13 protein-coding genes are annotated in these 25323 nt (G+C 68.2%); 7 read left to right on the forward strand and 6 right to left on the reverse strand.

Going from position 1 to position 25323, the window contains the following annotated elements:
• The first annotated feature begins 39 nt into the window (after positions 1 to 39).
• Complete coding sequence (locus ACFQ9K_RS17700) at positions 40 to 1419, forward strand: acyl-CoA dehydrogenase family protein (protein WP_378715683.1); 1380 nt, start codon at positions 40 to 42, stop codon at positions 1417 to 1419.
• Between the two features lie 67 nt (positions 1420 to 1486).
• Here the strand turns inward: ACFQ9K_RS17700 and katG are convergent, their stop codons facing one another.
• Positions 1487 to 3715 carry a catalase/peroxidase HPI gene (gene katG, locus ACFQ9K_RS17705; RefSeq protein WP_378715682.1) on the reverse strand — a complete coding sequence of 743 codons (2229 nt, stop codon included), beginning with the start codon at positions 3713 to 3715 and terminating at the stop codon, positions 1487 to 1489.
• Between the two features lie 34 nt (positions 3716 to 3749).
• Positions 3750 to 4166: a Fur family transcriptional regulator gene (locus tag ACFQ9K_RS17710; RefSeq protein ID WP_378715697.1), complete on the reverse strand. Its 417-nt coding sequence runs from the start codon at positions 4164 to 4166 to the stop codon at positions 3750 to 3752.
• 349 nt (positions 4167 to 4515) lie between these two features.
• Between ACFQ9K_RS17710 and ACFQ9K_RS17715 the strand changes: the two genes are divergently transcribed.
• The 3 genes from ACFQ9K_RS17715 (at position 4516) to ACFQ9K_RS17725 (ending at position 8904) form a co-directional block, all read left to right on the forward strand.
• Positions 4516 to 4869: an STAS domain-containing protein gene (locus ACFQ9K_RS17715; RefSeq protein WP_378715680.1), complete on the forward strand. Its 354-nt coding sequence runs from the start codon at positions 4516 to 4518 to the stop codon at positions 4867 to 4869.
• Positions 4870 to 5029: 160 nt separating this feature from the next.
• Positions 5030 to 5983, forward strand: a complete 954-nt coding sequence (locus tag ACFQ9K_RS17720; protein WP_378715677.1) for a bile acid:sodium symporter family protein — start codon at positions 5030 to 5032, stop codon at positions 5981 to 5983.
• Complete coding sequence (locus ACFQ9K_RS17725) at positions 5983 to 8904, forward strand: ATP-binding protein (RefSeq protein ID WP_378715675.1); 2922 nt, start codon at positions 5983 to 5985, stop codon at positions 8902 to 8904. Before ACFQ9K_RS17720 ends, ACFQ9K_RS17725 begins: the two co-directional genes overlap by 1 nt.
• Before the next feature lie 19 nt (positions 8905 to 8923).
• Here the strand turns inward: ACFQ9K_RS17725 and ACFQ9K_RS17730 are convergent, their stop codons facing one another.
• The 4 genes from ACFQ9K_RS17730 to ACFQ9K_RS17745 all read right to left on the reverse strand — a co-directional run bounded on the left by ACFQ9K_RS17730 (position 8924) and on the right by ACFQ9K_RS17745 (position 13664).
• Positions 8924 to 10399: a flavin-containing monooxygenase gene (locus tag ACFQ9K_RS17730; RefSeq protein ID WP_378715672.1), complete on the reverse strand. Its 1476-nt coding sequence runs from the start codon at positions 10397 to 10399 to the stop codon at positions 8924 to 8926.
• 192 nt (positions 10400 to 10591) lie between these two features.
• The gene (locus ACFQ9K_RS17735; protein ID WP_378715671.1) at positions 10592 to 11920 is read right to left on the reverse strand and encodes a DUF6545 domain-containing protein; all 1329 of its coding nucleotides are present in this window, start codon (positions 11918 to 11920) and stop codon (positions 10592 to 10594) included.
• A gap of 3 nt (positions 11921 to 11923) precedes the next feature.
• Positions 11924 to 12709 (reverse strand): hypothetical protein, encoded by a 786-nt coding sequence (locus tag ACFQ9K_RS17740; RefSeq protein WP_378715668.1) that lies wholly within the window; start codon positions 12707 to 12709, stop codon positions 11924 to 11926.
• Between the two features lie 370 nt (positions 12710 to 13079).
• On the reverse strand, positions 13080 to 13664 hold the full coding sequence (locus tag ACFQ9K_RS17745) for a hypothetical protein (RefSeq protein ID WP_378715667.1): 585 nt from the start codon (positions 13662 to 13664) through the stop codon (positions 13080 to 13082).
• A gap of 664 nt (positions 13665 to 14328) precedes the next feature.
• Between ACFQ9K_RS17745 and ACFQ9K_RS17750 the strand changes: the two genes are divergently transcribed.
• The 3 genes from ACFQ9K_RS17750 to ACFQ9K_RS17760 are packed head-to-tail and all read left to right on the forward strand — an operon-like array spanning position 14329 to position 25322.
• Positions 14329 to 22785, forward strand: a complete 8457-nt coding sequence (locus ACFQ9K_RS17750; protein WP_378715665.1) for an SDR family NAD(P)-dependent oxidoreductase — start codon at positions 14329 to 14331, stop codon at positions 22783 to 22785.
• A 26-nt stretch (positions 22786 to 22811) separates the two neighbouring features.
• Positions 22812 to 24386: an NAD(P)/FAD-dependent oxidoreductase gene (locus ACFQ9K_RS17755; RefSeq protein WP_378983354.1), complete on the forward strand. Its 1575-nt coding sequence runs from the start codon at positions 22812 to 22814 to the stop codon at positions 24384 to 24386.
• A gap of 18 nt (positions 24387 to 24404) precedes the next feature.
• Positions 24405 to 25322, forward strand: coding sequence for an SDR family oxidoreductase (locus ACFQ9K_RS17760; protein WP_378715660.1), 918 nt, complete (start codon positions 24405 to 24407; stop codon positions 25320 to 25322).
• The last annotated feature ends 1 nt before the right edge of the window (position 25323 follow it).

Here is a 25323-nt window from a genome sequence, read left to right on the forward strand (position 1 = left end):
CTAGGGTGTCGTTCGCTCGCGTCGGGGTATCGCCGGAACGTGACTTTCGATTTGACACCGACGGCGGCGCAGCATGACTTGGCGCGGCGGGCGCATGAGTTCGCGGAGGGGTGTATTCGGCCGGTGGCGGCGGAGTATGACCGGGCGCAGGAGTTTCCGTGGCCGGTGCTGGAGGAGGCGGCGGAGCGGGGGTTCTATAGTCCGCTGTTCTATCGGGATCTGATCGGGGATCCGACGGGGTTGTCGCTGCCGATGTTCATGGAGGAGTTGTTCTGGGGTTGTGCGGGCATCGGATTGGCGATCGTGATGCCCGCGCTGGCCCTGTCGGCGATCGGGCAGGCCGCCACGCCGGAGCAGATGTTGCGCTGGGCGCCCGAGTGTTTCGGCACGCCGGGAGATCTGAAGCTCGCGGCGCTCGCGATCTCCGAGCCGGAGGGCGGCAGCGATGTGCGTAATCTGCGCACGCGGGCGGTGCGCGACGGGGACGACTGGATCATCGACGGGCACAAGATGTGGATCGGCAACGGCGGCATCGCCACCGTGCACGTGGTGAACGCGGTCGTGGACGAGGAACTGGGGCATCGCGGTCAGGCCCTGTTCGTAGTGCCCGGCGGCACACCGGGATTGGAGCTGGTGCGCAAGCTCGACAAACTGGGCTGCCGGGCCTCGCACACCGCGGAGTTGAAGTTCGACCGCGTCCGGGTGCCGATGGAGAACCTGCTTGGCGGCGTGGACAAGCTCGAACACACGCTGGCCGAACGACGCGATGCCGTCCGCAGCGGCGGCCGGTCCGGTTCGGTCACCCTCGGCACGTTCGAACAGACCCGGCCGATGGTCGCCGCGCAGGCACTCGGAATCGCCAGGGCCGCACTGGAATACATGACCGGCTACGCGAAGCGACGGGAAGCCTTCGGCGCGCCGATCCTGGACAACCAGGGCATCGCGTTCCCGATCGCCGACCTGGCCACCCAGATCGACGCCGCCCGGCTGCTGACCTGGCGCGCGTCCTGGATGGCCGCCAACGGCGTGCCATTCGAGCGCGGCGAAGGCTCGATGTCGAAGCTGGCCGCCAGCGAGGTGGCCGTGCGGGCCACCGAACGCGCGATCCAGACCCTCGGCGGCTGGGGGTATATCAGCGACCATCCGGTGGCGAAGTGGTATCGGGATGCCAAGCTGTACACCATTTTCGAAGGCACCAGCGAGATCCAGCGCGTCGTCATCTCGCACGCGCTCGGTGCGGCCGAAGGCAGGCCACCGTTGCATGTCGACCTGGAACCCTCGGGTGGCCCATTGAACAAGGTATTCGGTCGTGGCACCGAAGCCAGAAGCAAAGCCGCCGCAGCGGCGTTGACCATGCGCGACCGCGTCCCGGGCCCGATCATGAAGGCCGCGTTGAAGTTTCTCCGCCCACCCCGCTGATCGCCGAGAAGACAACTCAGGCCGGCCCGCTGGGGCCGGCCTGAGTTGTCCTGTGCGGGAAGCTCGATCAGCTGAGGTCGAAGCGATCGTTGTTGACGACCTTGACCCACGCCGCGACGAAGTCGTCGACGAACTTCGCCCCGGAGTCCTGCTGGGCGTAGACCTCGGCGATCGCGCGCAGCACCGAGTGCGAGCCGAAGACGAGGTCGTTGGCGGTCGCGGTCCAGGTGGTGTTACCGGTGCGGTCGTAACCCTGGTACACGTTCTCCGCCGACTCCGAGGCCTTCCACTCGGTGTTCTGGTCGAGCAGGTTGACGAAGAAGTCGTTCGTCAAGGTACCCGGGCGGTCGGTGAATACGCCGTGCTCGGTGCCGCCGTAGTTGGCGCCGAGGGCGCGCAGGCCGCCGATCAGCACGGTCAGTTCCGGCGCGGTCACGTCGAGCAGGTACGCCCGCTCCAGCAGCAGCCGCTCCAGCGGAGCCTTCTCGCCGGCCCGCACGTAGTTGCGGAAACCGTCGGCCCGCGGTTCGAGCACCGCGAACGACTCCACGTCGGTGTTCTCCTGCGTCGCGTCAGTGCGACCGGGCGCGAACGGGACCGTGACCTCGTGGCCCGCGTCCTTGGCCGCCTTCTCCACCGCCGCGGAACCCGCGAGGATGATCAGGTCGGCCAGCGAGACCTTCTTGCCACCGGACGCGGAGCCGTTGAAGTCCTGCTGGATCTGCTCCAGCACGGGCAGCACCTTGGCCAGTTCGGCGGGCTCGTTGACCTCCCAGCTCCGCTGCGGCTCGAGCCGGATGCGGGCGCCGTTGGCGCCGCCGCGCTTGTCCGTGCTGCGGAAGCTCGCCGCCGACGACCACGCGGTCTTGACCAGCTGCGGAACCGACAGGCCGGACTCGAGCACCTTGCTCTTCAGCGCCGCGATGTCCTGCTCGTCGATCAGCGCGTGATCGACCGCAGGCACCGGGTCCTGCCACAGCTGCGGCTCCGGCACCCACGGCCCGAGGTAGCGGCTGACCGGGCCCATGTCCCGGTGCAACAGCTTGTACCAGGCCTTGGCGAACGCCTCGGACAGCTCCTCCGGGTGCTCCAGCCAGCGCTGGGTGATCTCCCGGTAGATCGGATCCTCGCGCAGGGCCAGGTCCGAGGTGAGCATGGTCGGGGTGCGGCCGGGACCGCCGAACGGATCGGGGATGGTCCCCGCGCCCGCGTCGTCCTTCGGCTTCCACTGCCACGCGCCGGCGGGGCTCTTGGTCAGCTCCCACTCGTAGCCGTACAGGTTCTGCAGGAAGCCGTTGCCCCACTGGGTCGGGGTCGACGTCCAGACGACCTCGAGCCCGCTGGTGATGGCGTCCTTGCCCTTGCCGGTGCCGTAGGCGCTCTTCCAGCCCAGGCCCTGCTGCTCGATCGGCGCGCCCTCGGGCTCGGCGCCGACCAGGTCGGGGTTGCCCGCGCCGTGCGTCTTGCCGAAGCTGTGCCCGCCGACGATCAGCGCGGCGGTCTCCTCGTCGTTCATCGCCATGCGGCCGAACGTTTCCCGGATGTCGCGCGCGGAGGCCACCGGATCGGGCTGACCGTTCGGGCCCTCCGGGTTCACGTAGATCAGGCCCATCTGCACGGCCCCGAGCGGGCCGGACAGTTCCCGGTCGCCGCTGTAGCGCTCGTCGCCGAGCCAGGTGTCCTCCGGACCCCAGAAGATCTCCTCCGGCTCCCAGATGTCGGGGCGGCCGAAGCCGAAGCCGAAGGTCTGGAAGCCCATCGAGTCGAGCGCGACGTTGCCGGCGAACACCAGCAGGTCGGCCCAGGAGATCTTGTTGCCGTACTTCTGCTTGACCGGCCACAGCAGCCTGCGCGCCTTGTCCAGGTTCGCGTTGTCCGGCCAGCTGTTGAGCGGCGCGAACCGCTGCGCGCCCTGACCGCCACCGCCGCGGCCGTCGGCGATCCGGTAGGTGCCGGCCGCGTGCCAGCTCATCCGGATGAACAGGCCGCCGTAGTTGCCGTAGTCGGCCGGCCACCAGTCCTGCGAATCGGTCAGCACCGCCGCCACATCGGCCTTGAGCGCCTCGACATCGAGCTTGGCGAACTCCGCGGCGTAGTCGAAGTCCGCGCCGAGCGGGTTGCCCTTCGGCGAATGGGCGTGCAGCACCGACACGTCGATCTGCTCCGGCCACCAGTCGGAGTTGGTGTGCGGGCGCTGGTCGGTCTTGACCGTGGGGGACGGGATCGCCGGGTTCTCGCTCTCGCTTTCGCTGCGAGTCTCGGTGTCGGGATTGGGCGGGCGGCTGTCGGAGGTCACGACATTCCTTCCTGAATTGTGATGCGGGCTGAGATCAGGGACGGACGGCGGCGGCCTGTGCGGCCGCACAATCGGGGCATAAGCCCCAGTAGATGACCTCGGCCTCGTCGATCACGAAGCCGCTGTCATCGGACGCGGTCAAGCAGGGTGCCTCGCCGATCGCGCAGTCGACGTCGGCGATGGCCCCGCAGGTACGGCAGACGACGTGATGGTGGTTGTCGCCGATCCGCGTCTCATAGCGGGCCACCAGGCCGGACGGCTGGATGCACCGGATCAGGCCTGCGGCGGTGAGGGTGTGCAGCGAGTCGTAGACCGCCTGGTGCGAGACCGCGGACAGGCGGGCGCGCACGGCGCGGATGATCGAATCCGTGTCGGCGTGCGGATGTTCGTGCACCGCGCTCAACACCGCGACCCGCGGCGCGGTCACGCGCAACGAAACTCCGCGCAGCATCTGCTGGAATTCGGTGGCCGTTGGCACGCCTGAAGTCTTGCCGGTCTTCTGGAATGAGTCAAGCATTGACATCGGCGGGCTCGGCGCCGATGCTGACCGGTCGCTCTTGTGTGCGAACGCGGACGCGGGTACGTTTGCGGACAGGTTCAGACACGAGCCAACGGTAGCCGGTGTCTCGAGCATGCCCGCTTCGGCGGGGCCCGGGTCGGGGCTACACCCGATCACGCTGCGCGGCAAGCCCGTTCGGCGCTGACCCGGAGCGTTGTGCATGGCGAATCAAGTGAGTCCGCGGCGGCCGCGAATGTCCCGACGACTGCTCTCACACAACCACCCACCAGCCAGGTCCGGCGTGTTCTCGCATGGGCAGCTGCGTATTCGGGGCGAGACGCCGCGGCCGGGCCTGCGCCTGCTGTCCGTGATCGGTGAACTCGACCTGGCCACCGCGCCGATGCTGGATCGCGTCGTGCGCGACAGTGAATGCGCCGCCGCGGTCGTGGTGGACATGAGCGAGGTGGCCTTCCTCGGCTTCGCCGGGGTCGACGTGCTGGTGCGCGCCGCCGAGCGAGCGGACGACGGCTGGCGCCGGTTCGCGGTGGTGGTGTCGACCCGGCCGACCCAACGGGCGTTCGATCTGACCGATGCCTACGCGCGGGTGGGATGCTATCCCCGGTTGGACATGGCGTTACGGGCGGTCGCCGAGTAGCCCGTCCGCTGCCCGGCGCTATCTTGCGCCGCCCCAACACTTCTGGCAGGTTCGGAGGTGGTCTCTGCGCGTCGCCGCGAGGTGGGCAATCGGCGGCGCCGGACCGGCCCGGTGGCAGCGTCCCTGTCTGTCGGCGGATCCGACGAATGGTGAGGACACCATGGACTCTGCGCTTATTTCGGTAGGTTTGCCGCTGGTTCTGATCGTGATCATGTTCGGGCTCGGGCTCTCGCTCACCGTCGCGGACTTCACTCGAATCGCGAAGAATCCCAAGGCCGTTGCCATCGCGCTGGGCTGCCAGCTGGTGGTGCTGCCGTCGATGGCGTTCGGATTGGTGCTGCTGTTCGATCCGTCGCCGGTGCTCGCGATCGGGGTGATGCTGCTCGCCGCGTCGCCGGGCGGGACGGCGGCTAACCTGTTCAGCCACCTCTTCCACGGGGACGTCGCGCTGAATGTGTCGCTCACGGCGGTCAATTCGGTGATCGCGGTGGGCACCGTGCCGCTGATCACCAACGTCGCCATCGACTACTTCGACCCCGACGGCGCGGCCACGGTGGGGTTGCAGTTCGGCAAGGTCGTTCAGGTGTTCTCGATCGTGCTGATCCCGGTCGTGCTCGGCATGCTGGTCCGGCGCTGGTCGCCGAGCTTCGCGGACCGGATGGACAAGCCGGTGCGCATCGGCTCCGCGCTCACGCTGACGCTGGTGATCAGTGCCACGATCATCGACCAGCGCGCCGACATCGTCCCGTACGTCCGGGCGATCGGCGTGGCGATGATCCTGTTCTGCGCGATCAGCCTGACCGTCGGCTATCTCGTCCCGCGGGTGCTCGGCGTCGAGGGCCGCCAGGCGATCGCCTGCTCGATGGAGGTCGGCATCCACAACGGCGTCATCGCCATCACCATCGCCATCAGCGTCCTGGACAGCACCGAAATGGCCATCCCCGCAGCGGTTTACGGTGTCGCGATCTTCCCGCTCGCGGCCGCCTTCGGCTGGCTGGTCACCCGCCGCAACCCTCGCCCCGATCCTCCCGATGTTCCCGCAGCGGCCGGATTCGGCCCGGCGGCAGGCAGTCTCGAAGACGACTCGAACCCGCGAACAGACGGTGCCCGGTGATGGAAATACTCGTCCTGGGTCCGGTGGTGGTGCGCGCCGACGGCGCGGTGCTCGCGGTGGACCGTCCGCTGGAACGGGCGGCGCTGGTCTGTCTCGCGCTCGGCCGGGGGCTGCCCGTGCCGGACAGCAGGCTGGCGGCCGGTCTGTGGGGTGACGAGGTCAGGGGGCGTCCGATGGAACGTCTCTGGAGTGCCGTCTCGCGCCTGCGCGCGACCCTGGGGGCGCACGCCGACGTGGTCGAACGGACCGCCGCGGGCTATCGGTGCACGGCGACCATGCCGGATCTGCTCGCCGCCGAGTCGGCGTCCGCCCGGGTGCGGGCCGCGGAGCTGACCGGCGATCATGCGACGGTCCGGGCGGAAGCCGCTGCGGCGCTTGGCTACTGGCGCGGGCAGACGCTGGCGGACGTGCGGTCCGCGCCGTTGGTGATCGCCGAGGCGCGCCGGCTGGACGCCTGGCGTCTGGAACTCGCCATCGCCGGTCTCGCCGCCGCCGTCGAATCCGGCGATGGCGACGAGGTGGTGATCGAGTTGTCCCGGCTGGTCGCCGCGCACCCGGTGCACGAGACGCTGGGCCGGCTGTACGCCCTCGCCCTCTATCGGTCCGGACGCCAAGCCGACGCGTTGAGCAGCCTCGACCGGCTGCGCCGGACGGTGACCGACCGGCTCGGGGTCGCGGTGACCCCGGAGACCGCCACGCTGGAGCAGCGGATGCTCCGCCACGACCCGCTGCTGCATCCGTCGCCGACGCGCTGCGCGACCCGGCTGGCCGCTGCCGAAACCAGCACCGCCGCCGACGTTCCCGGGCCGCTGACCTCCTTTCTGGGGCGGGAGCGGGAGATGCCCGGGCTGCTGCGTCAGCTGACCGGGCCCGCGCCGGTCACGCTCACCGGCGGCCCCGGATGCGGCAAGTCACGGTTGGCCCTGGAAGCCGCCCGGGTGGTGGCGCGTGGCGGTCGCCGGGTGGTCACCGTCCAGCTGGCCGCGGTGCGGCAGGGCGATCTGGTGGGGCAGGCCATCGCCGGCGCGGCCGGCGTCGACGCCGCGCCGGGCGACGAAATACCGTTGCTGGCCGCCGAATTGGACGGTGCGCTGCTGCTGATCGACAACGCGGAGCATCTGGCCGAGGCGGTGGCCGGCATCGTCGCCGCGCTGACCGCGGCCGCGCCTGCGCTCACCCCGCTGATCACCTCCCAGCGGCCGCTCGGGTGTCCCGGGGAGATCGTCCAGCTGGTCAGCGCCCTGGACCGGCGCGCGAGTCTCACGCTGTTCGCCGATCGGGCCGAGATCGCCCTCGACGAGTCCGTCCAAGCCGACGTGGTCGCGATCTGCGCGGCGGTCGATTGGCTGCCGCTCGGCATCGAGCTGGCCGCCGGCCTCACCCGCACGCTGTCGCTGAGCCAGCTCGCGAAACGCATCGTGGACACCCTGCGACTGCTGGTCGGCGGCACCAGGGACGGCAGCAGCAACCGGCACACCTCGCTGCGCATGGCCCTGGACTGCAGCTACCAGATCCTCGATCCGGCAACGCAATCCGTGCTACGCGGGATCGGGGTCTTCGCCGGTGGCTTCCCGCCGGCCGCGGTCGCCGCGGTGCTGCCCGCCGACCTCGACCAGGACCGGATCACGGCCGCCCTGGCCGAGCTGGAACACCGCAACCTGATCACGGTGCTGACCGACGGCACGTATCGGCGGTGCCTGCTGCTCGAGACCGTCCGCGGCTACGCGCAGAGTCAGCTCGCGGCCGAGGGCGAGATCGCCGCCGCGCGTGCGCGACACGCGCAATGGTGCCTCGATCACGTGCGTGCCGCCGCCGAGACGCACGGCGACGGCAGTGCGGAGGGGGCCGCGGCCGTCTTCGCCGAGTGGCCCAACATCGCCGAGGCGCTGGATCGGGCTCCCGGCACGCCCGCCGCCGCCACCGCGGTGCGGCTGGCGATCGCCATGCACCGGCCGTGGTTGATGCGCTCCTGGTACGCGCAAGCCGGTCACTATTACGGTCCGCTGTTGACCGGCGCCGATATCCCGCCGACCGATCGCGCGGAAGCGTTGAGCCGCTGGGCCTTTCACTGGATGATGATCGGAAAGCTGGACGAGGCAGCCGATCTGCTCGACGAGGCGGCGGCCCTGATCGACCCGTCCGACAGCGGGCTGGTGGCCATCTCGGTGTACTACTGCCGCGGCTGCATCGACGTCGAACGCGCACGCTACCGGCAGGCGATCCGCACCCTGCTCACCGCGGCGGAGTACGCGCGCCGGGCGGGGAATCTCCAGCGCGAATCCGCGTGCATCGATGCCTGCGCCTCGGCCCAATTGTTCGCCGGTGACGCGCGATCGGCGGTGGAGAACTATCGGCGGGCCGCGGACATCGACCGTGCCGAGGGCGACGAGCACGGCCTGGCCCGCGGTCTCAGCAATCTGGCCAAGGCGTTGCTCGGCGTGGGGCAGATGGCCGAGGCCCTGGCGTGCGCCGCCGAGTCCGACGGCTACGCCAAGCGTTTCGACGACAGCCACATCCTCGCCCTGACCGAGCAGGTGCGCGCCGGGGTCGCCGCGGCCGCAGGCGATCTCGACGCCGCCGAGGTGCACTGCCGCACCGCGCTCAGCCTCATGGGCGAGGAGATCGGCACGGCCGAGATAGATCTCGCGGATGTGCTGATCGAGCGCGGCGCGCTGGACGAGGCGCGCGAGCTGCTGGATCGCGTCCTCGATGACTCCGCCCCCGGACAGACCACCTGGCTGGCCGCCCTCCCGGTGTCGGCCGCGCTGGTCTGGGCGCAGGGCGATGTCGCGGCGGCGGCCACCCTGGTCGACGAGACGACGGCCGCACACGCCGCCTCCGGATTCGGCTGGCCGCGATACGTCGACCGGCTGGACGCTGTCCGTCGCCGCCTGGCCGACCGTCAGCCGTCCGCGCAGTGAACTCGGATGCCGTACGGGGTCAGGAGAATTGGAAGGCCTCGGCGTCGGGCCTGCGGGTGGCGCGCCAGTAGCTGGTGCCGGTGCCGGGCCAGGACTGGCGGTTGCGTCCGGTGTGGTCGAGGAACCAGCTGTGGCAGCCGCCGGAGACCCATACGGACCGGTCGAGCTTGCTGTGCAGCCAGTCGTTGAAGTCGCGCTGCACGGTGTCGTGCACCTCGAGCCGCGTCGATCCCCGATCATCCATCAGCTGAAGGCATTTCACGATGTAGCGCACCTGGGATTCGATCAGGAACAGGATCGATTGCGCGCCGCCGCCGGAGTTCGGGCCCATGATCATGAAGAAGTTCGGGAAGCCGGCCACGGTCATGCCGAGGTAGGCCTGCATGCCGTCGCGCCAGGCGTCCTGGATGGTGAGCCCGTCGCGGCCGACGATATGTTCGGTGGCGCAACGGTTGTCGGTGGAGAAGCCGGTGCCGAGCACGACCACGTCCGCCTCGTGCAGCTCGCCGTCGGCGGTGCGGATGCCGGTCTCGGTGAACTCCTCGATGCCCGCGGTCACCAGGTCCACGTCGGGCCTGGCCAGCGACGGAAAGAAGTCGCCGGAGAACAGGATTCGCTTGCAGCCGAAGGTATAGGTGGGGGTGAGCTTGGCGCGCAGCTCGGGGTCGGGAACCTGCTTCTTCAGATGGTGCAGGGCCATTCGTTTCAGCAGGAAGTTCCAGCGGGGATGGAAGTAGCCGTAGACCGGCGCCTCGTGCAGCCAGAACGCGGCATTGCGATAGACCTTCATCGCGCCGGGAAAGAGTTTGAACAGGCGTTGCTCGACCCCGGTGACCGGGCGATCCATTTTCGGCAGCACCCAGTGCGGGTTGCGCTGATATACCTCGACATGCGCTGCGGCATCGGCGATGTGCGGCACCAGCTGGATGCCGCTGGCCCCGGTGCCGATCACCGCGACCCGTTTGCCGGTCAGGTCCACCGAGTGATCCCAGCGCGCGGAGTGGAACACCGGACCGGTGAACTTCTCCCGCCCCTTGAACTCCGGGATGTGCGGCTGGTGCAGCGCGCCGTGCGCGGCGATCACCGCGCGCGGCCGGTACTCCTCGCCGTCCGCGGTGCGGACCACCCACCGGTCGCTGCCGTCGTCGAATTCATAGGACACCGCCTCGGACTGGAAGCGGATATATGGTTCGAGTTCGTAGTCCTTGACCACGCGCCGGATGTAATCGAGAATCTCCGGCTGCTCGGCATACATCCGGGTCCAGTCGGTATTGGGCGCAAACGAATACGAATACATCATCGACATGATGTCGCAGGCGCAGCCCGGATAGGTGTTGTCCCGCCACACGCCGCCGACGCCGTCGGCCTTCTCCAGCACGACGAAATTCCGCTCGCCGGATTCCAGCAGTTTGATCGCCATCCCGACCCCGGCCAATCCGGTGCCGACGATGAGGACGTTCGGCTGCTCCGGGCTCACGTTGTCGCTCGATGCCATCGATTCCCTCTCACTGCTCAACACGTCTCGGCAGCCGGTGCGCTGTGCTGCCGATGCCCACACGGGTCGCCCTCGACCAAAAAGCAAATTGCCAGCGAATGATTCGGCAACGAGCACCGACACGATTACACCACAATAGAACGCACGACGTACAGAAAAATGTTCATGCGCGTGCATGCGGGGGACCGGCGTTCACACCGCCAATCGGTTGCCCGGCTCGGCGAGCCCGGCCGGGTCGCCGGCCTTGCGGGCAGGCTTGGGCGCGGGCACGGTGATGGCGCCCGACCTGACCATGCCGGAGGTGAATCGCCGGGTGCTGATGGGTGTCCGGCGATCGGTGCCGAGCCCGGCGGTGTGGATGAGCGATTTCGTCGGCTGCCACAGTCGCAGCAGCGTCTGCTCGTCCGGCACATCGGCCCCGCGGGCGGCCGGTTCGCCCGCCGGTTCGCCGCCGGCGTCGGTGAGCCGCTTGGCCGCCAGGAACAGTTCGGCGACCATCCTGAGGTCCTCCTGATCGTCCTCCTCGACCGTGTTCTCGATCAGGTCGTCGATCGTATTCGGCAGCGGCAGTACATATCTGGCGACGATCTCGGCCGCGTCGTGGATCTCCATCCGCCGCCGGTGCAGCCGCTCCTGCGGCGAGACATTCCAGTTGTCCGCCCGTTTGAGCTGGAAGACGACCTGCGGCGCGGCCGAGGTCAGATCCCGCCAGAGCGGGTACATCCGGCGGGCGGCGCGGGATTCGCGGTCCAGGCGCAGCTGCTGCACGACGGCCTGGACCGCGGACGGCACGTACACCGTGACCAGCGCGGCGAAGACGAACAGCCCCGGCTCGCCGGAGGCGAATCCGTCGGCGACGAGCGCGTAGGTATTGCGGGTGAACGCGTTACCCGCGCCCACCGCGTCCAGCACGACCGAGACCGCCATCATGCACACGGGCAGCGAGCTGGCCACCCCGAAGCAGACCAGGGCGGCGACCGTGATCCGCTCCCACAGCGAGGTCGTCCGCCACACCGTGCCGCGGACCTTCAGTATGTAGTAGTAACCCGAGACTATAACGGGCAGAGCGGAATACAGCCCGATGTAGATGCCGTATCGCCAGCCGCCGTACTCGGCGACGGAGGTCATGCCCTGGCTGCGGGCGGGCGCGCTGAGAAACACGAAGGCCAGGCCGATCACCGCCGAGATCCCGATGACGATCTTGAACTGGGAGCGGTAGCGCACCGGTCCGTTCTCGTGCAGCAGCGCCATCCCGAGCCCGCAGGCCCAGGCGGTCACGGTCAGCCAGTGCCAGGTGTCGAACACCGTGGGCAGGCCGCCGGGCGCGATTTTCGCCACCTGGCGGGCGACGACCGGTTCGCGCAGCAGCGCCGCCGCCGAGTCGAAGCCGAGCAGGGTGTTGATCATTCGCCCGAAGACGGAGGTGTGCAGGGTCAGCGCGAGCCGAATCAGCGTGATGACAACGATGAACACCGTGGCGGAGATGGTGATCCCGGCGGGCAGATGATCATGTGGCCACATGCGCTACAGCTCTTTCAACATCGGGTCGCGCCGTGGGCCGACGGTCCTGGCGCGGAAGCCGATCAGGGTCGCCAGCAGCTCGGCCTCGTACTCCTCGATGGAGGCGTAGCTGGACGCCCCGCGCGCGGCCCGCACGGTGGAGAGGTCGATTTCGTGATTCAGCGCCACTCCGCTCGTCAGCGTCGACCACTCCACCGCGGAGAGCGACGTGTCCTGTCCGTGGTCGAGCAACATATGGCTGACCTCGTGCAAAGCTACGTGCAGTTCGACCGCGGGATCGGAGGATTGCCGAAGAAAGATCACGTCGTAGCCTTTGCAGGCGAGCCACAGGCCACACAGTCCGACCGGCGCGGTCGGCGGCAGCAGCAGGCGAACGATCCGCCGCCCGCGGGTGCGCTCGACCGAGGCGATGAACTCCTCGATGGTCCAGTCGGCAGGCAGTTCCAGGCTGTCGACCACGGCCTGCAGTCGGGCACGCGTGGAGATCTTGCCTCGGGTGGGCTTCCATCCGAGGCCAGAGACCTTGCGGCGGAACAGTTTCAACATTTCACCAGCCCCCTCGTCCGAACGAGGCGATCCGCGCCGGTGAGATCCGGCTCGTCGGCATAAACGCTGGTCCGAGCTGCTGCGACAAGGCCGGTGGAATGCGGATCGTCTGCGTTCACGATTTCCTCCCCCGAGCACCTGGAGATCACACCTAGTTATCGCGCGCAACAGCGGCATCGTTGCCGCCGGCGCAATGTTGTTCGTCGAAGTCATCCGCTCAGCGGGGAGCGCGACATTCTCCATTGTCCGGATAACCTCAGTGACCCGCATGTCGACACAGGTCGCCTCGTGACAGTCGACTTGCCGGGCTGGCTTATACCCTACCTGTCACCCGGACTTCACGTAGCCGTAGTTTTCCCGTCATGGCCCCTAGATTACGCCCTTGACCTGCTCGTATGTGGAGGATTGGCAAGTCTGGAATGACTTCAAGTCGAATGTTGAAAGAGCAAGTCCCCGAGCGAATTTCAGCCCGCGTCCGGGCTCGTGCGGGGGCACTCGGCGGCACCCGCCGGCCTGGCTGAGCTGGGGCGCGGGGGACACCGACCGGTATGTGACACGTGCTCGAATTATGTTGTGTCTCAAACACTGTCGGAGACACGGCGGAAACACCGCGTCAGAGAATGTCGTCTCCGTCGGCATCGGGGCCGGAAGGTCCGGGCTCGGCGGTGTTCTGCAGGGCCTGCAGCAGCCGGTCGATCGCTGTCTTGGGGAAGATCAGCTGATAGCCCTCGGTGTGGCTGCGCGCCCGCTTCAATTCGATGCCGAGGCGGTCGAGTTCGGTGACCAGATCCACGACCGAGCGATGCTTGCGGGTCAGGTTCTGCAGCGCGCTGACGCCGCTCTCCACATCGTCGTCGTCCAGCGGGGCCGCGGGTGCGGGCGGCTCGGCGGCGGGCGGCATGAGCACGCCGCCGTGGTAGAGGGCCGAGGTCGCGCTCCCGGCCGGCAGACCGAGCGCCTCTAGCGCACGGTTGTACTTCGCCTCGGTGGTCGCGCTGATCGTGTCCACCTGCCCGCTCTCGATGCGGGACTGGACATTACGCGTCGGACCGCCCAGGTCGTGGATGTGCTGGTGGGTTACCAGATCATCGGGAAGATTTCGCTGCCGGAACGCCTTCAGCTGCCGTCCGAACCGCTGTCCAGCCGACTCGACTTTATTACGCTTCACGGTCTCGCTGGCGCCCAATTCGTCGCCCATGGGAAGGATCGTACCACTTGTTTGCGCAGGGATGGTCATCGTGCCCACGCATCACCACTCATGCATGGTCGCAATAGCAAGATCATGCCCTTACGGCACGCTCTGGGTCGCAGTATCGTCCACGACGATGCGCATCAGCGGCCTATGGACGCACACGGATGCACACGAATGTGTTGACATGACTGGTTGTGGTCGTTAAATTCGGTACATGAGTGCGGATCTGGGCACTAGGCGTGAGGTGGGCACCGATCATGTGGAAGTTCAGCGCGGTTAGAACGACTTCCAGCGCCATGATGCCTGCCCGCGCTCACCGGTCCAGCCGGCTCATAGCCGATGACTCGCCGCTTGCTCGGGGCTCGAACGGCCCGGCCCGACCGCCGAGGTCTCGTTCGAAGGGGGCCGACATCGCAGTCGGCAATAAGGGGAGTGCCGTGTTCCTCGAGGGGGGAACATGACCGTCCGCACAATATCGGCAACCGGTCGGAAACTCGACAATCAAATCAGCCTGCTCGATATCGCCTCGCTCGTGCGAGCGATGCCGCGGTTGCGCGCATCGCCACGCTGAGCGGGACTGGTCGATACGGATCCTGATCGACTCGCGGGCAACAACTTCGACGTTGCCCGCGGTGTCGATAGATGTGTGTTCACAAACGAAGGTAATGCGATGGATTCTGTGCACAGCTCCTCGAATGAGGCCGAATCGACCGCTCACGAGGGCATTGCCATCGTGGGAATCGGTTGCCGATTCCCCGGGCAAGTTGCCGATGTAGGCGATTTCTGGCAACTCTTGCTGGACGAACGGGATGCCGTTCGAGAGGTCCCGGAGGATCGGTGGACAGGCGCCGCCTTCTACGATCGCGACGCGGCGCGACCCGGTCACCTGCGCACCCGCGACGGCGGCTATCTCGACGACGTCTCCTCCTTCGATGCCCAGTTCTTCGGCATCACCCCGCACGAGGCCGCGCGGATCGACCCGCAGCAGCGCCTGTTCCTGGAGACCACCTGGGAAGCGTTGCAGGACGCGGGAATTGTGCCCGAAGACCTCGCGGGCACGAAAACCGCTGTCTACGCGGGTGTTTCGGGCCACGACTACGGCATCATCCAGCTGAACCCGGAGAACCGGTACCTCATCGGCGGTCACACGATGACCGGTGTCACCAATTGCATTGTGGCCAATCGTGTCTCGTACCTGCTCGATCTGCGCGGCCCGAGCATGACGGTGGACACCGCCTGCTCGTCCTCGCTGATCGCGATCCACCTCGCCTGTCGCAGCATCCGCTCCGGCGAGGCATCGATGGCGCTGGTCGGCGGCGTCAGCACGCTGCTCATCCCCGAGGCGACCATCGGCTTCAGTCAGGGCACCTTCCTGTCGCCGAACGGTCGCTCGAAGTCGTTCAGCGACACCGGCGACGGATACATCCGCAGCGAGGGCTCGGGCACCATCGTGCTCAAGAAGCTGTCCGCGGCCGTCGCCGACGGTGACCGCATCTACGCGGTGATCCGGGGCAGCGCGACCAACCAGGACGGCCGCACCAACGGCATGACCGTGCCGAGCGAGGACGCGCAGGCGCAGATGATCGCCGACGCCTGCCGCGACGCCGGCGTGGTGCCGTCCGATATCGGCTTCGTCGAGGCGCACGGCACCGGCACCGCGGTCGGCGACCCGATCGAGGCGCGCGCGCTCGGCAAGGCGCTCGGCATCGGCCGAAATGGCAACGGCCCCTGCATCGTCGGTGCGGTGAAGTCGAACCTCGGCCACCTCGAGTCGGCCGCGGGCATCGCCGGCGTGATCAAGGCGTGCCTGGTTCTGCAGAACGGGGTGATCCCGGCGAACCTGCACGGGGCCGTGCCGAACCACGAAATCCCGTTCGCTGAGCTGGGTCTCGAGCTTGCGCAGTCCCGGCGGCAGTGGCCGGACGGCCGCCCGCGCCTGGCCGGCGTGAACTCCTTCGGCTTCGGCGGTTCCAACGCGCACGTGATCCTGGAGGGCGCGCCGGAGGCGAGCGCGCAGCCGCAGCCCGACACCGCGAAAGCGGAGCGGGACAACGGTATCGAGCAAACGCCGGTGCTGTTCACGCTGAGCGCGAAGACCAAGGACGCGCTGCGCGCCTACGCCGACAGCTATGCCGACTTCCTGGAGGAGTCGACCCTCGCGCTGCCCACGATCGCGGCCGCCCAGGCCACGTCGCGGGCGCACTACGACCATCGCCTCGCCGTGACCGCCGCGTCCACCGGCGAACTGCGCGACACGCTGCGCGAGGTGGCCCGCGGCTCGGCCCCCGAGACCGTCCGCACCGGCGTGAAAGCGCCTGCCGCGCAGGACATCGCGTTCGTCTTCTCCGGCCAGGGTCCGCAGTGGTGGGGCATGGCGCGCGAGCTGCTCGCGACCAACGAGGTGTTCCGGCAGACGGTGCAGCGCATCGACGCCGAACTGGGCAAGTACGCCGACTGGACCGTGTCCGAGGAACTCGCGCGCGACGAGGCCGACAGCCGGATCGGCGAAACCTTCATCGCCCAGCCCGCCGTCTTCGCGGTGCAGTTGGGTCTGGCCGCGGTGTGGCAGAGCTGGGGCATCGTCCCGGCCGCCGTGGTCGGTCACAGCATCGGCGAGGTCGCGGCCGCGTACGTCTCGGGCGCGCTGTCGTTCGAGGACGCGGTGCGGGTCATCTTCCACCGCAGCCGGGTGCAGCAGCAGGCGTCGGGCAAGGGCAAGATGCTCGCCGTCGGCCTGCCGCTCGCCGAGGTCGAGCGACGGGTCGCCGGCTACACCGGACGAGTCGCCATCGCGGCGCTCAACGGCCCGGAATCCGTTGCCCTGGCCGGTGATCCGGACGCCCTCGAAGAGATCGAGCGGGAGCTGAGCGCGGAGAAGATCTTCGCCCGCATGCTTCAGGTCAGCGTGGCCTTCCACAGCCACCACATGGATCCGCTGAAGGACGAGCTGATCTCCTCGCTGGACGGCCTCACCTCCGGCCCGGCCACCGTTCCGATGTACTCCACGGTCTCCGCGGACATCGTGCCGACCGGCGGGCTCGACGCCGAATACTGGTGGCACAACGTGCGCGAGCCGGTGAAGTTCGCGCCGACCATCGATCGCCTGATCGAGGACCAGCACCTGGCGTTCATCGAACTGGGCCCGCACCCGATCCACGCCACCGCCATCGGCGAGCTGCTCGAGCAGCGCCACGTCGAGGGTCTGGCGGTCCCGTCGCTGCACCGCAAGCAGAGCGACCGGGCCACCCTGCTGTCCTCGCTGGCCGCGCTGTACGTGGCCGGATTCGAGCCCGCGTGGGCCACCCTGTTCGCCGGGATCGACGAGCGCGCGCAACTGCCGTTCTACCCGTGGCAGCGCGAAACCTACTGGCTGGAATCGGCGACGGCGCGGGAGCGGCGCTTCCCGCCGCTGAGCCACCCGCTGGTCGGCGAGCAGGGCCGGGTCGCGGACGAGCCGGACAAGCACGTCTGGGAGATCGTGCTCGACCCGGACCGCTTCCCCTGGCTCGACGATCACCGCGTGCAGGGCCCCATCGTCTTCCCGGGCGCGGCCTACCTGGACATGGTGCTCGGCTGCGCGCAGGACGCGTTCGGCGCCGGCCTGTACACGCTCGAGGAGGTCGAGTTCCGGCGCGCGCTGTTCGTCTTCGACGACCGCCCGGCGCCCGTCGTGCAGGTCGTGCTGACCCAGTCGATGCACTACTCGGTGTTCAGCCGCCAGGACGGCGACAAGGACTGGACGCTGCATTCGGTCGGCACCCTGCGCCGCGGCGCGCCCGACACCGAACTCCCGGTGCCCTTCGCCGACCTGGAGGCGGAGTGCCCGTTCGAGATCGAGCCCGCGAAGGTCTTCGCGAAGCTCCGCAACAACGGCCTGATGCTCGGCCCGACGTTCAAGGCGATCACCAAGCTCGGGTACGCGGAACTCAAGTCGCTCGGGCGGATCGACACCCCGGCCGCCCTCGCGGACGAGGCGCCCCGGCACGCCATCCACCCGGCGGTCCTCGACTCCTGCTTCCAGTCGCTGTCCATCTCCATGGGCAACGACCCGAACAGCGAGGACAAGACGCTCTACCTGCCGGTCGAGGTCAAGCGGCTCAGCTTCTACGCCAAGGCCAAGGGCCGCGTGTACTGCTACGGGCGCGCGCAAGTCAGCGACGACATTGCGTACTGCCACGGTGATCTGTGGATCGTCAACGAGGACGGGACGCTCGTAGCGGAACTCGAAGGATTCCGGGGCAAGTCGATCACCACGACCGCCGACGACGGCGACGCCCTGTTGCAGTGGCTCTACGAATTCCGCTGGCACCCGGAGCGGATGCGGACCAAGACCCGCACCCCCGCCGAGTTCCTGCCCGCGCCGGCGGACCTCGACGCCGCCGTCACCCCGCTGGTGGACGAGCTGCGGGACTGGTCGGTCAACCGCGATTACCACGCGGTCGCCGAGGCGGAGATGAACGAGCTGTGCATCGGCTACGTGACCGAGGCGTTCTACAAGCTCGGCATGCAGTTCACGGTGGGCCGCACCTTCGGGCTCGACGAGCTGGTGGCCGAGATGGGGGTGGCGGACAAGCACCGCCGGTATCTGGCCCGCCTGCTGGAACTGCTCGCGCAGCACGGAATCGTCGAAAAGGACGGCGAGGCATGGCGGTTGCTGGTGGTGCCCGCCCGGGTCGATACCGCGGCCATGCTCGCCGAGCTGCGCACGAAGTACCCGGACAAGTACGAGCCCGAACTCGCGGTCCTGCGCCGCTGCGGCACCGAGCAGGACGCGGTGCTGCGCGACGACGTCAACCCGATCGAGCTGATCTTCCCGGAGGACGAATTCCAGTCGGTCGCCGACCTCTACGGCCCGTCGTTCTCCTTCGGCAAGGCGAACCGGATCGTCAGCAAGGTGGTCGCGGAGTGTGTGCGCGATCTGCCGAGCGACCGTCCCATCCGGGTGCTGGAGATCGGTGCGGGTACCGGCGGCACCACGCCGTACGTGCTCGCCGAATTGCCCGCCGACCGCGCGGAATACGTGTACTCCGACATCACGCACCTGTTCCTCGGTAAGGCGCGGCACCGGTTCAGCGAATACGACTTCATCGACTACCGGGTGCTCGACATCGAGAAGGACATCGAGGAGCAGGGTTTCGGCCTGCACTACTACGACATCGTCGTGGCCTCGAACGTCGTGCACGCCACCCCGAGCCTGGCGGCCACCCTGGCGAACGCGAAGCGCCTGCTGACCTCCAACGGCCTGCTGCTGGTGGTCGAGGCGACGGTGCCGCCGCACTGGGTCGACCTGACCTTCGGCATGACCGAGGGCTGGTGGGCGTTCGCCGACCACGACCTGCGCCCGGACTACCCGCTGATGCGGGAGGCGACCTGGCGCGAGTTCCTGCCGACCGTCGGTTTCGAAGGCGTGCAGATCTTCTCGGACATGGCCACGCCGGAGGAGACCGGTAACTCGGTGATCCTGGCCCGGGCCGAGGCCGTCGAGCTGGAGCCGCACCAGCCGCGCATCGCGCAGGCGCCCTGGGTGGTGCTCGCGGACGCCGACGGTGTCGGCGACGGCTATGCCGCGCTGCTGTCGGAGGCCGGCGCGTCCGGCGTGATCGTCACCCGCGGTGACGAATTCGAGCAGGTCGATGCCCGCAACTTCCGGGTGCGCGCCAACAGCAGCGCGGATCTGCAGCGGGTGCTCGAGCAGGTGCGGACCGCCGAGGGCGACGTGGCCGGCGTCCTGCACCTGTGGAATCTCGATTTCGCCGAGGCCGAACTCACCACCGCGGCGCTGCCCGCGATCGAGTCCGACGGGGCCTACAGCGTGATCGCGCTGGCCCAGGCGGTCGAGGAGCTGGAGTGGACCCAGGCGCCGCGGTTGTGGATCGCGACCTCCGGCGCCCACGTCCTGGATCGAGCGGAACGCGTTGCGCTGAGCCAGGTTCCGAGCTGGGGCATCCTGCGGGTGCTGTTGAGCGAGCACAGCAGCCTGCGGGCGAAGATCTTCGACTTCGATCCGGCCGCCCCCGCCGCCCAGCGGGCCGCCCAGCTGTTCGACGAGCTGCTGCACGTGGACACGGCCGACGAAGAGATCGCGTTCCGTGGCGACACCCGCTTCATCGACCGCCTCGAGCACGTCTCGCTGGCCGAGTTCGAGGCCTCGGTCGCGATCCCGGCCCGCGTCTCCGACGACACCCCGTTCGCGTTGGCGGTGCCCACCGAGCCCGGGGTCGAGCAGCTGCGCTACGAACGGCAGGAACTGCCCTTCCTCGATCGGGGTGAGGTGGCCATCCGGCCGCTGGCCACCGGCCTGAACTTCCGCGACATCATGCTGACCCTCGGAATGCTCTCGGCCGGTGCGACATTCGGCGGGTTCTACGAGAACAACCTCGGCGTGGAATGCGCGGGCATCGTCACCCAGGTCGGACCGGACGTGGACGGGCTGGCGCCGGGTGACCGGGTGGTCGCCTTCGCCCGCGGCTGCTTCGGCAACCTGGTGGTGGCCGACGCCCGGCGGGTCTACCCCGCGCCGGAGAAGCTGTCCGATGTCGAGGCGGCGACGCTGCCGATGGCCTACTTGACCGCGTGGTACGCGCTGGTCGAGGTGGGCAGGCTGCGGGCGGGTGACCGGGTGCTGGTGCACGCGGCCGCAGGCGGTGTCGGACTGGCGGCGGTGCACATCGCCCAATCCCTCGGTGCGACCGTGGTCGCCACCGCGGGCAGCGAGGAGAAGCGGGACTACCTGCGCTCGCTCGGCGTGGCGGATGTCTTCGACTCGCGTTCGCTCGACTTCGCCCAGGAGATCAAGCAGCGCTACGACGGCGTCGACCTGGTGCTGAATTCGCTTCAGGGCGAGACGATTCCGAAGAGCCTCGAGCTGCTCCGCCCGCGCGGACGCTTCCTCGAGATCGGCAAGAAGGACATCTACGACAACTACAAGCTGGGCCTGAAGCCGTTCGGCAACAACCTGAGCTACTCCGCGATCGACATCGATCGACTGCTGGAGGAAGACCCGGCGCTGTGCCGCGAGGCGATGACCAAGGTGCTCGAGGCCGTATCCGCGGGGACGCTGCCCGCTCTGCCGCACACCGACTTCGACGCCACCGAGGTGGCCGCCGCGTTCCGGTACATGGTGACGGCCAAGCAGATCGGCAAGATCGTCGTCGAGTACCAGCCCGACACCGAGCTGCTGATTCACCCGACCTCCAGCGGTGACGACGTGGTCGATGCCGAGGGCACCTACCTGATCACCGGTGGTTACACCGGTTTCGGCCTGCGGACCGCGGAGTGGCTGGTGGAGAAGGGCGCCCGCACGGTCGTGCTGGTCGGCCGGCGCGCGCAGATCGACGAGGAGAACGAGGAGCCGATCGAGGCGATGCGGACCCTCGGGGTCAACGTGGTGCTCGAACGCGCCGACGTCTCGATCGAGGCCGAGGTGGTCGGGCTGCTCGAACGGATCGCGGAACTGCCACCGCTGCGTGGGATCTACCACGCCGCGATGGTGCTCACCGACGGCCCGCTGGCCGGCATGACCGAGGCGGACTTCCTGCGCACCGTGCAGCCCAAGGTGGACGGCGCCTGGCACCTGCACAACCACACGCGGGACCTCGATCTCGACGCGTTCGTCATGTTCTCCTCGATGAGCTGGAACGTCGGCACCCCCGGTCAGGCGAATTACGCTGCGGCCAACGGCTTCCTGGAGGCCCTGGCCACCCATCGCCGTGAGCTCGGACTGCCTGCGCTGACGATCAACTGGGGTGCGATGGCCGAGGTCGGGTTCGTCGCGCGCAACAAGCTCGACACCCTGGCCCGGCTCGGGTGGACACCGATCTCGCCGGATCACGCGCTCGACTTCATCGGCCGCTGCCTGGCCCAGGGGGTCACCAGCACCAGCGTGTTCGGCGTCAACTGGGCGAAGATGAACCAGGTCATGCCGATCATTCGCAGCTCGCCGCGGCTGGCCCACCTGGCCCTGGCCGACAGCGTCGGCGCGGCCAGCACGGGTGGCACCGAGGGGCTGCGGGCCGAACTGCTCGAGCTCGACGAGGCCGCGCGGCAGCCACGCCTGGTGGAGGCGCTCTCGCAGCAGATCTCGCGGATCTTCGACATGCCGATCGACCGGCTGGCACACGATGTCGCGCTGACCGACCTGGGCATGGACTCGCTGATGGCGGGCCAGATCCGCAACGCGCTGGCCAAGCACCTGGATATCGACTTCCCGACCATGGGCCTGATGCGCGGACCGACGCTCGTCGAGCTCGCCGCGGAGGTCCTGGCCCAGGTGTTCGGTGACGGGTCGGCGATGATCGCGGCGGCGGCGGAAACGGCGGGCACGCAACGCTGGATCCATACCGTGAAGGGACGGTCCAGCACGGCCTCGCTGCGGGTGTTCGCGCTCCCGTTCGTCGGCGGTGGCGCCTCGGTGTTCACGCCGTGGCCGAACTTCCTGCCGGACACCGTCGAGGTGGTCGGCATCCAGTACCCGGGCCGCGAGGACCGGGTGAACGAGGTGCCGATCGACTCGATGCCCGCGTTCATCGAGGAGCTGGCCGATGCCATGCTGCCGCACCTGGACCGCACCTTCGCGATCTACGGGCACAGCATGGGCAGCCTGCTCGCCTACGAGCTCACCAAGTACCTCGAGCAGAACTACGCCGAAGTCCCGCTGAAGCTGATCATCGGTGGCTGGCCGTCGCCGGCGCTGGTGGAAAGCTACGTGCGCAACCTCAAGCACATTCGCGACGGGTTCGACATGGATCGCGAATCCGACAGCCGGGTGCTGGAAGTGTTGCGGGACAACGACCTGCTCGCGATACCGGTAGCGGACGAGGCATCGGTCAAGCCGATGATGCCTGCGGTCCGGGCGGACCTGAAGATGCTCGGCGACTACCGCTTCGAACACGGTGTCGCGCTGCGGGCGCCGATCACGGTCCTGCGCGGCGCCGACGACCATCTGTTCGAGGTTGATCAGCTCCAAGGCTGGGAGAAGCTGACCAGCGGCAGGTTCGAGCTCACCACCGTGCCGGGTGGCCACCTGTTCATCCAGAACCCCAGTGCACAGGTGATGCGGACGATCGCCGACGAACTGTCCGCCGAGGACAGTTTCCCGACCTTCACCAGCCTCGTGATCGAGGACTGAGCAAGTAGCTCGAACGGAGAAAAATGATGAAACCGGTCGAACGTTACGACGTAGTGGTTTGCGGTGGCGGCCTGGCGGGGTTGACCCTGTCCCGGCAGCTGAAGCGGACCATGCCCGACCTCACGGTGCTGGTGCTGGAGCGGACCGCGGGTGACATTCCCGACGGCGCCTACAAGGTGGGGGAGGCGACCGTCGAGGGCGGCGCGCACTACTTCACCGAACAGCTCGGCCTCACCGGGTATTTCAACAAGCAGCACCTGCACAAGCTCGGGCTTCGCCTGTTCTTCGGCGACCAGCACGGTCCGTTCGAGGCGCGGCCCGAGATCGGTGCGCGACGGTTCCCCCGGGTGCCGTCCTACCAGGTGGACCGCGGCATCTTCGAGCGCGATCTGCGCCACGGCGCCAAGGATCTCGGCATCGACCTGGTCGAGCAGGCCAAGGTCACCGATGTCGAACTGGCCGACGGCGACGACGATCACGTCGTGCACTACGAGGCCGGCGGGCTCGAGCACACGGTCCGGGCGCGCTTCGTCGCCGATGCCTCGGGGCGGCACAAGCTGATCCAGCGCAAGCTCGGCCTCGGTGCACCGAGTCCACACAAGATCAACGCGGCCTGGTGGCGGCTCAAGGGCGAGTACGACGTCGAGGTGATGGCGCAGGCGAAGAGCCCCACCTGGCAGCCGAAAACCCAAGAGCGCCGGTGGTTTTCCACCAACCACCTGATGGGCACCGGGTACTGGGTGTGGATGATCCCGCTGTCCTCGGGCAACACGAGCATCGGCATCGTCACCGACGAGTCGATCCATCCGTTCCGGACCTACTCGACCGAAACCAAAGCCAAGCAATGGATTGCCGAGCACGAGCCGACGCTGGCCAAGTTCACCGAGAACGCCGAACTGCTCGACTTCCTGGTGCTGCGCAACGCGAGTTACGCTTCGACCCAGGTGTTTTCGCACAACCGGTGGGCCTGCGTCGGTGAGGCGGCGGTCTTCCTGGACGCGTTCTACAGCCCGGGTTCGGACTACATCGCCTACACCAACACCATCACCACGCGGATGATCGAGCTGGACCGCAAGGGGCAGCTGACCGAGGACGTCGCGCAGACCTACAACCGGCTGCTGCTCGACGACCTCTGGCCCAACTACCTGGCCATGTACAACGGCAACTACCCGATCTTCGGGCACGCGCCCGCCATGTTCACCAAGGTCATGTGGGACACCTCGTTCTACTGGGCGCTGCCGTCGCAGATGCTGTTCCGCGGCTTGCTCAAGAGCCCGGACGCGGCGGCGGAGTTCCATCCGATCGCGTCCAGGTTCCACGGCATCCAGACCCGGATGCAGTCGAACCTGCGCGCCTTCGCGGCCCAGGCCCCGCAGCCGGACAAGTATCTGTTCGTCGAGTACAGCAAGGTGCCGATCTGCGCGCAGCTGCACCTGGACCTGCTGACCGACAAGACCGCCGAGCAGACCTTCCGGGACATGCGGCGCAACGTCGATCGGCTGGAGTCCTGGGCGGACTCGTTCGAGCGGGAGATCGCCGCCCGGATCGAGCTGCCCGTCCGGGCACCGGCCGAGCCTGCCTTGCAGGCGTCCGCGCAATAACCAACCAGGAGAAGGAACTTGACGCAGTTCGAGGACAGAGTAGCGATCGTTACCGGCGGCAGCCGTGGTATCGGTAAGGCGCTGTCTCTCGCGTTGGCGAGCAGGGGCACGGCGGTGGTCGTCGCGGCGAAGACGATGGAAAGCGGCGGCCGCCTGCCGGGCAGTGTGCCGGACACGGTCCGGGAGATCGAGGCGCTCGGCGGACGGGCACTGGGACTCCGGTGCGACGTCCGGTCCGACGCGGACCTGAACAACGTCGTCGATCGGACGATCGCGGAGTTCGGCCGGGTCGATTTCCTGGTCAACAATGCCGGCGCGATGTGGATCCAGGCGGTCGAAGCCACCCCGCAGAAGCGGTTCGACCTGGTGATGGACATCAACTCGCGCGCGCCGTTCCTGCTCGCGCACTACTGCCTTCCGCATATGCGGCAACGGGAGTGGGGCCACATCGTCAACCTGAGTCCGCCGCTGGACCCGGCCGTGACCGAGCATGTCGGCGGCAAGGTCGCCTACATGGCGTCCAAGCTGAACGCCACCATGCTCGCGCTCGGCCTGGCCCAGGAACTGGCGGGGTCGGGCATCGCGTGCAACGCCATCTGGACGCGCACGCTCATCGGCACGCTGGCGACGCAGAACCTCGGCATCGGCAGCCCGCAGGACTGGCGCACCGAGGACATCGTCGTCGACGCCATTCTCGCTGTGCTGGAACAGGATCCGGCCAAGTTTACCGGCAATGCCCTGGTCGACGACGAGATCCTCGCGCGCTACCAGGGCGTCGAGGATCTGTCGCGATACCGGGTCGTCCCCGATCGGGAGCCGACTCCGATGACCTGGGAGCGCTGGGACCGTCTCGCCGACCAAGCGCGGGAAAAGTACTTCGCCGCAATGACGGCCGCGAAACCGTCCGGCCCGGCGAACCTCTCGGAGGGCGCATAGC

The organism is Nocardia sp. NPDC056564 (assembly GCF_042793755.1).
Classification (GTDB): Bacteria; Actinomycetota; Actinomycetes; order Mycobacteriales; family Mycobacteriaceae; genus Nocardia.

Excerpts from the sequence above, each read along its gene's own strand:
- ACFQ9K_RS17710 (WP_378715697.1), bottom strand. The coding sequence starts at position 4,166 with ATGCTGCGCGGAGTTTCGTTGCGCGTGACCGCGCCGCGGGTCGCGGTG.
- ACFQ9K_RS17720 (WP_378715677.1), top strand. The coding sequence starts at position 5,030 with ATGGACTCTGCGCTTATTTCGGTAGGTTTGCCGCTGGTTCTGATCGTG.
- ACFQ9K_RS17725 (WP_378715675.1), top strand. The coding sequence starts at position 5,983 with ATGGAAATACTCGTCCTGGGTCCGGTGGTGGTGCGCGCCGACGGCGCG.
- ACFQ9K_RS17730 (WP_378715672.1), bottom strand. The coding sequence starts at position 10,399 with ATGGCATCGAGCGACAACGTGAGCCCGGAGCAGCCGAACGTCCTCATC.
- ACFQ9K_RS17735 (WP_378715671.1), bottom strand. The coding sequence starts at position 11,920 with ATGTGGCCACATGATCATCTGCCCGCCGGGATCACCATCTCCGCCACG.
- ACFQ9K_RS17740 (WP_378715668.1), bottom strand. The coding sequence starts at position 12,709 with ATGGAGAATGTCGCGCTCCCCGCTGAGCGGATGACTTCGACGAACAAC.
- ACFQ9K_RS17745 (WP_378715667.1), bottom strand. The coding sequence starts at position 13,664 with ATGGGCGACGAATTGGGCGCCAGCGAGACCGTGAAGCGTAATAAAGTC.
- ACFQ9K_RS17750 (WP_378715665.1), top strand. The coding sequence starts at position 14,329 with ATGGATTCTGTGCACAGCTCCTCGAATGAGGCCGAATCGACCGCTCAC.
- ACFQ9K_RS17755 (WP_378983354.1), top strand. The coding sequence starts at position 22,812 with ATGAAACCGGTCGAACGTTACGACGTAGTGGTTTGCGGTGGCGGCCTG.